10 protein-coding genes are annotated in these 13,481 nt (G+C 60.9%); 4 read left to right on the top strand and 6 right to left on the bottom strand.

The features are described from left to right. The first annotated feature begins 391 nt into the window (after nt 1-391). From AC1DIJ_RS12045 to AC1DIJ_RS12035, 3 genes are all read left to right on the top strand, one after another. Nucleotides 392-1,198, top strand: a complete 807-nt coding sequence (locus tag AC1DIJ_RS12045; protein ID WP_477831401.1) for a cysteine rich repeat-containing protein — start codon at nt 392-394, stop codon at nt 1,196-1,198. A gap of 225 nt (nt 1,199-1,423) precedes the next feature. Next, nucleotides 1,424-2,212 (top strand): DUF2092 domain-containing protein, encoded by a 789-nt coding sequence (locus AC1DIJ_RS12040; protein ID WP_112384956.1) that lies wholly within the window; start codon nt 1,424-1,426, stop codon nt 2,210-2,212. Continuing rightward, nucleotides 2,209-2,538, top strand: coding sequence for a hypothetical protein (locus AC1DIJ_RS12035; RefSeq protein WP_112384957.1), 330 nt, complete (start codon nt 2,209-2,211; stop codon nt 2,536-2,538). The genes AC1DIJ_RS12040 and AC1DIJ_RS12035 overlap by 4 nt, the downstream gene beginning before the upstream one ends. A gap of 13 nt (nt 2,539-2,551) precedes the next feature. On the opposite strand, the gene AC1DIJ_RS12030 is transcribed toward AC1DIJ_RS12035, so the two are convergent. The 6 genes from AC1DIJ_RS12030 to AC1DIJ_RS12005 all read right to left on the bottom strand — a co-directional run bounded on the left by AC1DIJ_RS12030 (nt 2,552) and on the right by AC1DIJ_RS12005 (nt 12,313). Then, nucleotides 2,552-5,704, bottom strand: a complete 3,153-nt coding sequence (locus AC1DIJ_RS12030; protein ID WP_112384958.1) for a multidrug efflux RND transporter permease subunit — start codon at nt 5,702-5,704, stop codon at nt 2,552-2,554. Between the two features lie 40 nt (nt 5,705-5,744). Then, nucleotides 5,745-6,944, bottom strand: a complete 1,200-nt coding sequence (locus tag AC1DIJ_RS12025) for an efflux RND transporter periplasmic adaptor subunit (protein WP_112384959.1) — start codon at nt 6,942-6,944, stop codon at nt 5,745-5,747. A gap of 160 nt (nt 6,945-7,104) precedes the next feature. Beyond that, entirely contained in the window at nt 7,105-7,665 is a 561-nt protein-coding gene (locus AC1DIJ_RS12020) for a DedA family protein (RefSeq protein WP_112384960.1), read from the bottom strand. A gap of 25 nt (nt 7,666-7,690) precedes the next feature. After that, nucleotides 7,691-8,821: a calcium:cation antiporter gene (locus AC1DIJ_RS12015; protein WP_112384961.1), complete on the bottom strand. Its 1,131-nt coding sequence runs from the start codon at nt 8,819-8,821 to the stop codon at nt 7,691-7,693. Nucleotides 8,822-9,006: 185 nt separating this feature from the next. Continuing rightward, nucleotides 9,007-10,815, bottom strand: a complete 1,809-nt coding sequence (locus AC1DIJ_RS12010) for a methyltransferase (RefSeq protein WP_162705915.1) — start codon at nt 10,813-10,815, stop codon at nt 9,007-9,009. A 208-nt stretch (nt 10,816-11,023) separates the two neighbouring features. Next, nucleotides 11,024-12,313: an ABC transporter substrate-binding protein gene (locus AC1DIJ_RS12005; RefSeq protein ID WP_112384963.1), complete on the bottom strand. Its 1,290-nt coding sequence runs from the start codon at nt 12,311-12,313 to the stop codon at nt 11,024-11,026. Between the two features lie 136 nt (nt 12,314-12,449). On the opposite strand from AC1DIJ_RS12005, the gene AC1DIJ_RS12000 reads away from it, so the two are divergent. Further along, nucleotides 12,450-13,478 (top strand): LacI family DNA-binding transcriptional regulator, encoded by a 1,029-nt coding sequence (locus AC1DIJ_RS12000; RefSeq protein ID WP_112384964.1) that lies wholly within the window; start codon nt 12,450-12,452, stop codon nt 13,476-13,478. Nucleotides 13,479-13,481 lie beyond the last annotated feature (3 nt).

Here is a 13,481-nt window from a genome sequence, read left to right as displayed (position 1 = left end):
GGGTGGAGCAGCCCGGTAGCTCGTCAGGCTCATAACCTGAAGGCCGCAGGTTCAAATCCTGCCCCCGCAACCAAATCCTCTTCATGGATACAAAACAGAATAGATAGAACCCGCGTTAAGCGGGGCTTTTGCGTTCAACCTTGGTGTGACCGGACGGCACGCGGAATTGGGCGCGGAAGAAATGAAGTAGACTGGCAGGCTGAAGACTCTACCGCTCGCCATGTCTCACGACGCAATCTTCACGACAGTATATTTACGTGCTAATGTAAACCTGCAGTGATAGATTTTGATCATGCCCTGCGTGGCGACAGTTTGTCAGGCCAGCGTTATTTCATCGGCCCCGCCACGTATCTGCATATATCCAGATAATTTCTTCCTCGGGGAGGGAGCCATGGGGAAATTTGCGGCCTTTCTGGCGAATATTCTGCATATCAGATTCTCGTTTTCAGCGAGCAGGGCCTTCGGCCTTCTTGTCTCGTCCGCGATGTGCCTTGCGGCCGGCGCAACTTACGCGCAGCAACCGACTGATGCCCAGCGGAATGCGGTCCGGTCGGCGTGCCGCTCCGATTTCATTGCGCAATGTTCGGGTGTGACGCCCGGGGGCATGGAGGCGTTGAATTGCCTTCAGCAGCATGATGCATCGCTCTCCAAGGCCTGCCGCGACGCGATCTCGGCTTTGGGCGGGACGAAGAAGAAATCGACCGATGCTGCGCCGGCGCAAACGCCGGCGGTCCAGCCAACCACAGCCGCAGCTCCGGCCGTTTCCCCAAAACAGACTGCGCAGCCGACGGAGGCGCAGCGCGATGCGATCAAATCGGCGTGCCGCTCGGACTTCATGGCGCAGTGCTCGGGTGTGACGCCGGGTGGAGCGCAGGCGCTTGCCTGCCTGCAGCAGCATAATGCGGCGCTTTCGCCATCCTGTCAGGCCGCCATTGGCGCGATTGGAGGAAGCGGATCGTCTCTTCCTGCTACCAATACAGCCAAGGCGGCCGGTGGTGCCGGAGCGATGGCAGCGATGCCGATGGCGTCATTCACGCCACGCGAAGAACTGATTGTTCTCCGCCGCACCTGCGGACCGGATTTCCGGGCGCTTTGCCGCTCGGTGCCGCTCGGTGGCGGCCGTGGGGTCAATTGTCTGCGGGATAACTTTCAACGGCTGTCGCCGACATGTCAGCGGGTGCTGACCAGCGGCCTATAGCTTCGCGATCTTTAGACGTTCCCATTGCCGTGGAGGGGAGATGGGAGTGGTGTACTCTATTCATGATTCCCAAACCTGGCGACCGCTCGCGGCTGCGCACCGCCTGCATCGATAATGCTGAAATTTCATCTATTCTCTGATCTTGCAGATCGCCGGTAGGATTCTCGCTGAAGGGCACCTGTCCGGGGACTTGGGGATCAACATGATCGAAGGGAAGGCATTGCAATGTCATCGGTTCCCCATTTCAGAACGCTGCGGCGCCTGCTCGTCTGCGGCTCTTTTGCGATCAGCCTGATCCTGCCCGCGACGGCTGCCGCCGACGATGCGAAAGATATCCTGAAGTCCATGTCGGACTATCTGGCGGGGCAGAAGGCGATGTCGTTCAGCTACCAATCGTCGATCGAAGCGGTAACGCCTGACTTCGAGAAGCTGCAGTTCGTCAGTTCGGGAACTGCGAGCCTGGCACGGCCGGACAAGCTGCGGGTCACCAGAACCGGCGGATTTGCCGATGTCGATGTCAGTTTTGACGGGACGACTCTGACGGTGCACGGCAAGAACCTCGATGCCTATGCCAGTATCGAGGCCAAGGGCTCGGTGGACGAACTGTTCGAGCGGTTGGCGGATGCGGGTATCGAGGCGCCGGGAGCTGATCTGCTGTCGTCTCATGTTTTCGACATTCTGATGACCGACGTAACGGATGCCAAGCATATATCGAGCGCTTATGTCGGTGGGGTCGAATGCGAGTATCTGACGTTCCGCACGCCCGAGATCGACTGGCAGATCTGGATACAGTCGGGCGCCAAGCCTGTGCCGCTGCGCTATGTCATCACCAGCAAACATGTCGGGCAGGCGCCGCAATACACGCTGGAGATCAGCGATTTCAAGAGCGGGCCGGATGTCGCCAAGGCGTCCTATGCAATCGAGATTCCGAAAAGCGCCAAGAAGGTCGATCTCAGCGAATTGCAGTCGCTCGATGAACTGCCAGCACCCACCCAACCGGGAGACAGCAAATGAGATATCCGAAATCCCTGCTTGTTGCCGGGCTGACCGGCGCCTTTCTCCTTGCCGACGCTCATGTCGAGCCCGGCGGATGGGTACCGTTATCGCTCAGCTTTGGTACGCCCGCCAACGCCGTGATCGGCCGGCCGTTGACCCCGCTTTCCTACGCCGGCGTTGCGCGCAGGACGACGCGGCGCGTGGTGACGAGGACAACGACGACGATTGCCGTCTTGCCCGCGGGCTGCGTCTACGGCGCCTATTACGGTGGCTATTATTACAGGTGTGGATCCGGCTATTACGCCAAGAGCGGCGGCGTCTATGTGCGCGTTGTCGTGCAATAGAGCGAAGCGCTGATCACTCTGCTGCCTGCGGCGCCGTGTTCGTGCGCCGCTTTCTGTATTCCTCGAATCGTTGCAGCACCACATAGAACGACGGAACGAAGAGGACGGCGAGGCAGGTCGAGGCGATCATGCCGCTGAAAACCGATATGCCGATCGACTTGCGGGCCGATGCACCGGCGCCGCTCGCCAGCACCAGCGGCAGGACGCCGAGGATGAAGGCGAAGGATGTCATCAGGATCGGCCGGAAGCGAAGGCGTGCGGCCTCGACCGCGGCCTCGAGGATTTCCATGCCCTCGGCCCGCTTCTCGCGCGCATAGTCGACGATCAGGATCGCGTTTTTCGATGCAAGCGCGATCAGCAGGATCAGGCCGATCTGCGTGTAGAGATTGTTGGCAACACCGGCCGCACTTAGCGCGCCGACCGTTCCTAGAAGCGCCAGCGGCACGGCCAGCAATACGGCGAGTGGCAGGATCCAGCTCTCATATTGCCCGGCTAGCACGAAATAGACGAGCAGCATGGCAAGCGCGAAAACGAAGTAGATTTGTCCGCCGACGGTTTTCTCCTGATAGGAGAGGGCTGTCCACTCGTAGCCTGCGCCGGGCGGCAATGTCCGGTCGGCGATCTGCTCCATGACATCGAGCGACTGCCCCGAACTAAATCCGGCGGCAGCCCCGCCGACGATGGTGGCAGTCGGATAGAGGTTGTAGAGGCTGATCAGCGACGGCCCCTGAACGCTCTTGACGTCGACGACAGTGCCGAGCGGCACCATCGTGCCGTCGCCAGCCTTGACCTTCAGGTTGCGGATGTCGTCGGGGCGGACGCGGAATTCCGGCGCCGCCTGCGCGTAGACCTGAAAGGTTCGTCCGAACTTGTTGAACTGGGTAACGTAGCTCGATCCGACATAGCCTGAAAGTGCGGAAAACACCTGCCCGACTGTGATGCCGAGCGTCTCGGCCTTGATGCGGTCGACCGACACCGAAAGCTGGGGCACGCCGGCACGAAACGATGTGCTCAGCCGCTGCAGCGACGATTGGGCATTGCCGTTGCTGACGATGGTATCGGCCATGCTCTGCAGCAGCGGATAGTCGAAATTGCCGTTGCGGATTTCCACCTGCATGGTGAAGCCATTGGCATTGCCGATGCCCTGGATCGGCGGCGGCACGACGACCAGGGTCTTCGCCTTCAGCACATCCGACAGTGCGCCGTTCAGGTGCTCGTAGATCGACAGCAGGTCCTGTCCCTTTTCCTTGCCCCTGACATCCCAGTCCTTGAGCACGACATAGGCGACACCGGCATTCGGCAGGCTGGCGCTATTGTCGAGGATCGATATGCCGCTGATCGTCAATACCTGATCCACGCCCGGCGTCTGCTGCGCGATCTTGCCGACCTCCGCCATGACGGCGTCGGTACGCTCTTTCGAGGCGCCGTCGGGCAGCTGCGCGCTGATCAGCACATAGCCTTGATCCTCGAGCGGCAGAAATGCCGTCGGCAGGCGGGTAAGCCCCCAGATGGCGACGCCGATCAGCGCCAGCGCGAAAAGAACAGCAATGGCGCTGTGATGGACCATGTTGCCGATCAGTTTCGCATAGCCGTTCTCGGCCTTGTCGTAGACCTTGTTGAAACCGCGATAGAAGAAATTGCGTTTTTCGGGAGGCACCGGCGTGCGCAGCCAGAGGGCGCATTGCGTTGGCTTCAGCGTCATGGCGTTGATGGCGCTGATGAGCGCCGTGGCGGCGATGACCAATGCGAACTGCTTGTAGAGCTGCCCTGTCAGCCCCGGAAGGAAGGCGGCAGGAATGAACACCGCCATCAGCACCAGCGTGATGCCGATCACGGGGCCGAAGAGCTCGTCCATCGCCTTCTCGGCGGCCTTCTTGCCGGGCATCCCTTCCTCGATATGGCGGGCAACGCCCTCGACGATGACGATGGCGTCATCGACGACGATGCCGATCGCCAGCACGATGGCGAAGAGCGTCGAGAGATTGACGGTGAAGCCGAGCGCCGCCATGGCCGCAAAGGCGCCGATGATCGTCACCGGCACCGTCGTCGCCGGAACCAGCATCGCCCGCCAATCCTGCAGGAAGACGAGAATAACGATCAGCACGAGAACGCCGGCTTCGATCAGCGTGACATAGACCTCATCGATCGATGCCTTCACGAATTTGGTCGTATCGAATGGCACGGTATAGGCGAGACCGGAGGGGAAGTCTTTCGAAAGCTCGGTCATCTTCGCCGCGACGTCCTTGGCGACGTCGATGGCGTTGGCCTCGGGAAGCTGGAAGATGCCGATACCGGCCGCCGGCCGCCCGTTCTGCATGAAGGACTGGCTGTAGGTCTGCGCACCCAGCTCGACGCGGCCGATATCGCGAATGCGGGTGATCCGGCCTCCGCTCTGGTCGTCGACCTTGATGATGATGTTCTCGTAGTCGACAGCGTCGTTCAGCCTGCCGTTGACATTGAGCGTATACTGGAAGTCCTGACCGGCAGGCACTGGCGGAATGCCGACCTGACCGGCGGTCACCTCCTGGCTTTGCTGCTGCACCACGTTGATGACATCCTGCGGTGTCAGCCCGCGGGATTGCAGCAATCCGGGGTTCATCCAGATCCGCATCGCATATTGGCCGGCGCCGAACACAGCCACGTTGCCGACGCCGGGCAGGCGGGCGAGCTCGTTCTGCAGATTGATGACGGCATAGTTGGAAAGGAAGAGACTGTCGTATCGGCTGTCAGGCGATGTCAGGCTGACGAATTCGAGGATCGAGGTCGATTTCTTCTGCGTCGTGACGCCCTGCAACTGAACCGCGTCCGGCAGCGACGACATGGCGATCGCCACGCGGTTCTGCACCAAAACCTGCGCCTGGTCGGGGTCGGTGCCGATTGCAAAGGTAACGGTCAGCGAATAGGTGCCGTCGCTGGCGCTCGTCGACTGCATGTAGAGCATGTTCTGAACGCCGTTGACCTGCTGCTCGATCGGCAGTGCCACGGTGTCGATCAGGGTCTTGGCGCTGGCGCCGGGATAGCGGGTCGAAACCTGCACGGTCGGCGGCACGACATTCGGATATTGTGCCACCGGCAGCTGGAACAGCGCAACGGCGCCGATGAGAACGAAAACCAGCGCCAGGACATTGGCGAGAACCGGCCGCTCGATGAAGAAGCGCGAGATCATGCCATCCTCCTCCGCTGAGCTGACAATGCCGGGCGCGGGCTCATTGCGCGACAGCCTGGGGTGCGGCAGCGGCTGAGGCCTCTGCCGCTGGAACGTCCATCGTCACTTTTTCCGGGGCCACCTTGTTGCCTGGAATCGCCTGCTGGATTCCTTCGATCACCACCAGGTCTTCAGCGCTGAGGCCGGATTCGATGACGCGCAGACGGCCCTCGCTCTGGCCGGTCTTTACGGTTTTCTGCTCAATCGTATCGTCCTTGCCGACAACCAATACATAGCTGCCCTGCTGGTTGGTGCCGATCGCATCGTCCCTAACCAGAAGCGCCTTGTCCTGATGGCCAACAGGCACACGAACGCGAACGAAGAGGCCGGGGATGAGGGCGTGGTCCTTGTTGTCGATGATCCCGCGCACCGTCAGCGTGCCCGTTGCCGCATCGACCTGTGGCGCCGCATAGTCGAGATGGCCCTTGAAAGGATAGCCGGTCTCGCCCTGCAGGCCGATTTCGAACGGGATGGCGGGAAGGTCGGTTTGCTTGAAGGTCCTGCCCTGAGCGGCCATTCCCTGCTTGATCAACAGCACCTGCGTCTCGCTGATGCTGAAATTGGTATAGATCGGATCCGTCTGGACGATCGTCGCCAGCGTCGTCGGGCCGGATACACCGACCAGCGTGCCGACATCAACGAGATGCGCCGTCACAGTGCCGTCGAACGGCGCCTCGACCTTGGTGTATCCGAGGTTGATTTTGGCGAGATCGAGACTCGCTTGGGCGTTGAGGATCGCTGCGTTCGATTGGTCGAGCGTTGCCTTGGCGCTGTCGAGTGCCGTCTGCGTTCCGACCTTCTGGGCGCTGAGATTGACCTGACGCGTATATTCCTGATTGGCGCCGACCTGTGCGGCCTGTGACGAAGCGAGCGTTGCCTGCGCCTGGTCGACTTGCGCCTGATAGGTGTTGCTCTGGATGCCGAAGAGCTGCGTGCCCTTGGTCACCATCATGCCGTCGCGATAGTCGATGGTTTCGACGAACCCTTGGACGCGGGCTTCGATATCGACCGATTTGAACGCCGCCGTGTTGCCGGTCAGTTCGAAATATTGGGTTACATTCTGCTGCAGCGGTGGTGCCACATGCACCTTCGCCGGCGGCGGGGCAACATAGGTGTTGCTGCCGCTGTCGCATGCTGCAAGGCCCGTCGCGCATAAAGCCGCGGCGAACAATTGCAGACCTCGAGACCCCCCCTCACGCATCCTGTCACCTCATAATTTACGAGTTGCAGTCCTCATGCGCGTCCCTTTGCAGCCTACCGGTTGCAAGGTTCAAAGCTGCCACAATATGAAGCCGCATTTTGAAGAATTGCAATAGCCCTCGATTGCACAGCAAGGACAGCATCAGGCTAAGACCAAAGGGCTAGGCCGCGCGGACTTTCCGATAGGTCAATGCGCAGGCGATCACGAGGGCCAACGCGGTCGCGATGGCGATGAGAACGTGCCGGTGAAGCGGCAGATGGCCAAAAATCTGTTCGATGCCTTGTCCGAAGAGATAGCCGATAGCGGTGAAGACCGTTCCCCAGATCACGGCCGCGGCGGCATTGACGGCCATGAATTTCGCGGTCGGGACATCGGACATGCCGATCGCAACCGGACTGATCGTCCGCAATCCATAGATGAAGCGAAATGCGAAGATAAAGCTCGCAGGGTGGCGCTCCAGAAGCTGGGTAGCGCGCTGAAAGGCCGGTCTCCCGGCGATCCTCTGGATTCGCGGCCAGCGCCGCGCATGGCGGCCGGTGAAGAAAAACAGCTGGTCGGCGATGAAGGAACCGGAGCTCGCAGCAATGGCTGCCTCCCAGAACGTCATGAGGTGGCGATGCGAAAACACGCCACCCAGAATGACGATCGTTTCCCCTTCTATCCCGGCGCCAAGAAAGACTGCCAGCAAGCCGTATTTCGCAATCAGAAGCTCGAAAGTCATTGCTGCAGGCTCCTGCCGTTGCGGCTTATTGCTGGAAGATCAACAGGACGTAGGCCAGGAAAAGCACCAGATGGACGGCCCCCTGCATCATGTGGGTCCGGCCGCTGGCAAACGTGATCATACTGACGGCAAGCGTCAAGGTCAGCATCACCAGATCGCTGCCTTCGAGACCCAAGGTGATGGGATGACTGGTGAGATGGGCAACGAGCAGCATCGCCGGCACCGTCAGGCCGATGGTCGAGAGCACGGAGCCGAGAAAGATGTTGACCGACCGCTGCAGGTTGTTGGCGATCGAGGCGCGAACGGCGCTGAGCGCTTCCGGCGTTGCCACTAGAACTGCCATGATGATGCCGCCCAGAGCGGCGGGCGCGTGCACGGTCTCGATGATGTAGTCGATCGGCCGTGCCAGTTGTTCGACGAGAAAGACCACCGGCGCCATATAGGCGAAGAGCAACACGGCATGGAGCAGTATCGTGCTCTTCTGCGCTGCGCCATCGCGCTTCTCATGCCGCGGTTCACTGCCATCGGTGAAATAGCGGTGATGGCGTCCTGCTTGGAGCATCAGGAACACGCCGTATAGGCCAACCGAAATGACCACCAGGATCATCTGCCTTGGCGTCGAGGCCTGGCTGCCGTCGGTATGAAGAAAACTCGGCAGGATCAGGCTTAGCGCCGCCAGCGGCACGATGAGGCCGAGATAAGCATTTGCGCCCTGCATGTTGTGCGACTGCTCCGGCCGCCGCCAGCCGCCAACCAGAAGCGACAGGCCCACCATGCCGTTCAGGATGATCATGACCACGGCAAAGAGCGTGTCGCGGGCGAGCGTCGGATTGTTCGCCCCATGGATCATCACGGCCGAGATGGCCATGACTTCGATCGAGGTGATGGCCAGTGTCAGGATCAGCGTACCGTAGGGCTCGCCGAGTTGCTCGGCCAGATGATCGGCGTGCCGTACCACCGACAGCGCCGAGCCAAGAACCGCCGCAAAGAGCCAGAAGAAGACCAGCACGAACCCGGCCGGACTGGACATCTGTGCAAAAAGAGGCTCGCCGAAACCGAGGATGATGGCGCTGGTCAGCAGCCCGACCGCAAGAAACCATTCCCGGCGCAGGAGGCGCGACATGCTGAAGGATGGGATGGTGAGACTGTTCGTCATGGCCGCGGCAGCCGTTCAGGGATATGCCGCCGCCGAATGATCATCAACGCCATCAACTCTCCCAACCCGGCCGCCCGCCTCTTGCGCACCGATCCTCGCCAAACCTCGCCACAGATTACATCTGTTTGCGATTTTCAGCGAGGGCCGTTTGCAGCTGCGCTTGAGGTCAGCTCAGCCGGCGCAGGTCAGGCTGTCCGCAGGCTGTACCCGTTCACCGCGTCAAGCATCTCGCGGACCTTGCGGCGCTCGGCTTCCAGTTCCTGCATCAAAGCCTGATTCTGCTCGGTCAGTTTCCGGGACTGGCTCACCAGATCGCGGATATTGGCGAAGTTGATTCTCCGGCCGAGAGGCGCCACCAGCGCCGAGGCGTTGGGTTGCAGATTGATGCCCGTGACGGAACTATGGAAGCGGAGATCGGCAACGTAATAGTCGATGATCGTCTGAGCAGCCACGTCGTAGCCCAGATGCTCGTAGGTCTGGAAGATCAAGTCGCCGATCTTGTCCTTGGTATCGGACGTGGGAGGCGCCACGCCGCGCATGTCCGAGAGCAGGTCCCACAATGCGCGGAAAATCAGGTAGCCGAATTCGATCGGCTGGTCATAGGACCATTCGAGGTCGATGAAGCGCTGCTGTTCACCGACGATCAGGTTGCGCGGAATGGCGTCGAGCAGCGAGCCCGGGATCATATCCGTCAAGGCTGAGGGTGCCGGATGGCCCATGCCGGCAAGGTGCTGTGCCAGCGCCTCGCGCCACACACCGATCCAGTTTGCCAGATGAGCGGCGGACCATCCATCCTGCAGCAGGCACCGCTTGCCGATGTCGCGCCACAGCAGTCCGTTCTCGAAGCTTTCGTTCTCGAGATTAATCTTCAACGGCCTTCCGGCATCATCCTCGGAAGGCTTGAGTGCCTCGCGCTCGACCACCAGTTCATTGCCCTTGCGGACGAACCGCACCAGCTTCTGGTAATGGGCTTCTCGCCCGCCGGTGAAATGCGTCGCCATGACATCATGTGCGGGGATAGCCTGATCCGAGGACACGAGAAGGAACGAGTTCGCGAGGTCGCCCTGAAGACCGTTTCGGGCGATCACATCCCAGGCGAGGTCCTGCTCGAACGCGAGAAGGCTCGGCCGCTGCGGGTCGGTGTTGACGGCGCTGCGGATCAGCGACGAAAAGTCGGTCGGCAGGTCGGCATCAAGCGCCTCGTCGTTCAGCACGAAGCGGGGCAGCTTGTAGTCCGGGAAGGGGAACCAGTATTTCTGATGCGGCAGGCCGGCAGCCTTGACGCGGTGCGACAGCTCGCGCTTTCCGAAAGTGACAGGCCCCGTCTGCGTATACTGGTCCTCGACGCCGACCATCGGCCGCGACAGGTGATCCTCGGGGAAGCCTGCGAGATACTTGAGACCGATCTGGTTTTCGATGGCGATGATCAGCCGACCGCCGGGCTCCAGGAAGGACCGGGCCTTTGCCAGCATGTGATCGATCGCGTCCTGGCCGGCTTCCGCGCCGAAGAAGACGCGGGCATATTCCAGCACGCCGATCAGCGTCACCGTCGCGAATTTCTGCTGCACCTCGAAATGCTGCAGTGGCTCGGCGAGGACGGTGACATTCGGAAGGTCGCGGCATCTCTCGGCAATGGTGTTTGCGCGGCGCGCACTGCCCTCGAGCGCTAGAACGGTATGGCCTTCCTCACCCAGGAAGCGGGTGATCGCGCCGCAGCCGGCGCCGATCTCGAGGATCGGTCCGCGCAGCATATGCTTGATCGGACGGAAGAGATTGGCTCGTATCGGGCTGAGATGGTAGTTCGACGGCCAGTCGGAGATCGCGCCTGCGAGCTCTTTCGAGAAGAGCGAGGTATCGGTCGCCGACTGCATGATATTCAGAATACGCGTTTCGGATGCGTCGCCATCGTTATACCGAAAAGCGCCTCGGGCGTCCTGATATGTCCAAATTTTACCGTTCTTGCGGTAACCCGATGCCTGTAAGAGGTCTTGCATGTCTTCTCCATTACGGCCGTGCTGATTCTGACGGGTGGTGGGAAACCAGTGGCACGACAGGCTGGATTGAGGCTGACGAAGGCCCTTTCCGGACGGAGGAGTGCTCATTGCAAGATGATAGACTTCCATGGCCAGGAGCTTGCGGTGGCCAACTGCAACGCAAAAGAGCCCGCATCGACGGGCTCTTTCGTTGTTTTCAGCTGAAACTTCAGCTTCTGATCGTCGCCTTGCCTTCTTCGACGAGCCGTTGCGCGGCCTCGGCGGGCGTGGTTCGTTCGAAGGCGAGTTCATCGGCGATCGGGCGGAACAGGCGCTGGTCGAACTCCGTCGATCCCAATGGCGCCGGTGCCGGATAGTCGCCGACCTGGTCCTTCAGAAGATCCACGTATTTGACCGCCGCCTGCTCCGTCGGGTTGAGATTCGGCAGGATCGCCTGGCGGACGGCCGGCGACATCGGTACGCCGCGCTCGACGCCGAGGATCTTACCAGCATCAGGGTCGTTGACGAAGAAATCGATGAACTTGGCCGCAGCTTCGCCATTCTTCGTCGTCGCGCCGACGCTCCAGATCAGTGCCGGGCGATAGTAGTGGCCGGAAGGTCCGCCCTTCTTCTCGCGCGGCAGCGTGGTGATCGCCAGCTTGTTCTTGGAGATCAGCTGGTAGCCGACGAGCTGGTTGGAATAGGCCATGCCCATCGCCGACTTGCCGAGTGCCAGCGCGTTGGTATCGATGGTGTTCTGGTCGAGTGTCTGCACGTCGGCAGCGACCGTGCCACCTTTCTTGCGCAGATCCTCCCAGAAGCTGTACCACTCCTTGGCATCGTCGACGCCGAAGCCCAGTTTGCCGTCGGCATAAAGGCTCTTGCCGCGCTGGCGCAGCCAGGCATCGAAGACATAGGTATAGCGGGCACCGTAGGGACCGCCCCAATAATTATCCTTGCCGCCGGCCTTGGTGAGCTCGACGGCAAGCTTGGCATATTCGTCCCAGGTCAGATCCGTCGTCGGAAGCGGCAGGCCCGCCTTTTCGAATACGGCTTGGTCGAAGAACAGCGCAAAGGAATTCAGCCCAAGGCCGATGCCATAGAGCTTGTTGTCTACGGTCGTCAGCTTCAGCATGTCTTTGCCGAACGCATCGACCTTTAGCGTCGATGGGACGAACTCGTCGAGAGCAAGGCAGGCGCCGCGCTTGGAATAATCGGAAATCGTTCCCGGCTCGAGCTGGAAGACGTCGGCGATGGCGCGGCCGGCCATCTGCGTCGCCAGTTTCGTCCAGTAGCCGTCACCGCTCATGGATTCGCCAACGATTTTCACACCTGGCGTCTTGCCTTCATAAAGCTTGGCAACGTCGAGTGTCCGTTTGGCGCGATCGTTCGATCCCCACCACATCGCGCGTAGCTCTGTGCCCTCTGCATAGGCCGGGATGGCGCTTCCGGCGCCGAAGGCAAGCCCGGTGGCGACGCCAGCCGAACCCATCAGAAATGTCCGTCGATTGATCTGCATGATGTTCCTCCTTGTGCCTGCCCCTCGCCGTCCTCCAACATCTGAGGGCAATGCGGCGAAGACTACGCAAAAAAAATAAACTTGCAAGAAATTATATAACAATTGCAAATTTGCATTATTTGCATAAGATCGGGCCATGAACGAAATGAAACCCAAACGGCCGCGGCAGGCCGATATCGCAACGGCGGCCGGCGTGTCCGTTTCCACGGTTTCTCGCGTGCTCGCCAATGAGCCGGGTATCAGCGGCAATGTGCGCGAGCATATTCTGCGGGTGGCCGCCGAATATGGCTATCAGCCGAGGTCCACGGTCGAGCCGCCGCCCGGCGGGTTGGCGCTGATCGCCAGCGACGGGGTTACGGGCGGGCTCAGCGTTTTCTATGAAGCGATCGTCGAAGGGCTGCGGGCGAGCGCTCTGGAAGCCGGGATGGCTTTCGAAGTCCGGCTCATCCGGGAGGACCGCGCTACGCCCGAGGTTGTTCGCAGCTACATGACGACGGCGCGGGCCGAGGGGCTCTTTCTGGTCGGTATCGATCCGAGCGATGCACTTCGCGGCTGGATAGAGGCGGAGAAGGTGCCGGTAGTGCTCGTCAACGGAACGGATCCCCGTCTACAGATTGACGGTGTGTCGCCGTCCAACTTCTTCGGTGCCTATCAGGCAGCCGAGCGTCTGCTCGCTGCCGGACATCGCAAGATCCTTCACTTCACCGGATCGCATCGCCACACGATCCGCGAACGCGTTCGCGGCTTCGATGCGGCTGTCGCCGTTCATGGCGGCGAGCGGCGCCTAGTGTCGATGGGATTTCAGGGTAGCGCCTCGCGTGAGGCGCATGAGCTGATGGCCGCAGTTCTCATGGAAAACAAGGGTTTTACCGCCGCCTTCTGCATGAACGATTTCGTCGCCGTCGGCGTCCTCGAAGCCGTCACCGAAGCGGGCCTTCGCGTTCCCGAAGACTTTGCGATCGTCGGTTTCGACGATCTCCCCTGTGCGATGATGACCAACCCACCGCTGTCGACGATGCATGTCGACCGGGCCGCAATCGGCCGTGAGGCGATTGCCTTGATGATAGCCCGCTTCCGCGACAGGACGGCTCCTGCGCGCCATGTATGCCATGCGGTCGTCCCGGTTGCCGGGGGGACTGTGCCAGATGCAAGAATCGATGAGTGATGC

Source organism: Rhizobium sp. 10N427, assembly GCF_056394605.1.
The sequence above is the reverse complement of the archived record's forward strand: the minus strand, read 5'-3'. Positions and strand labels throughout refer to the sequence as shown.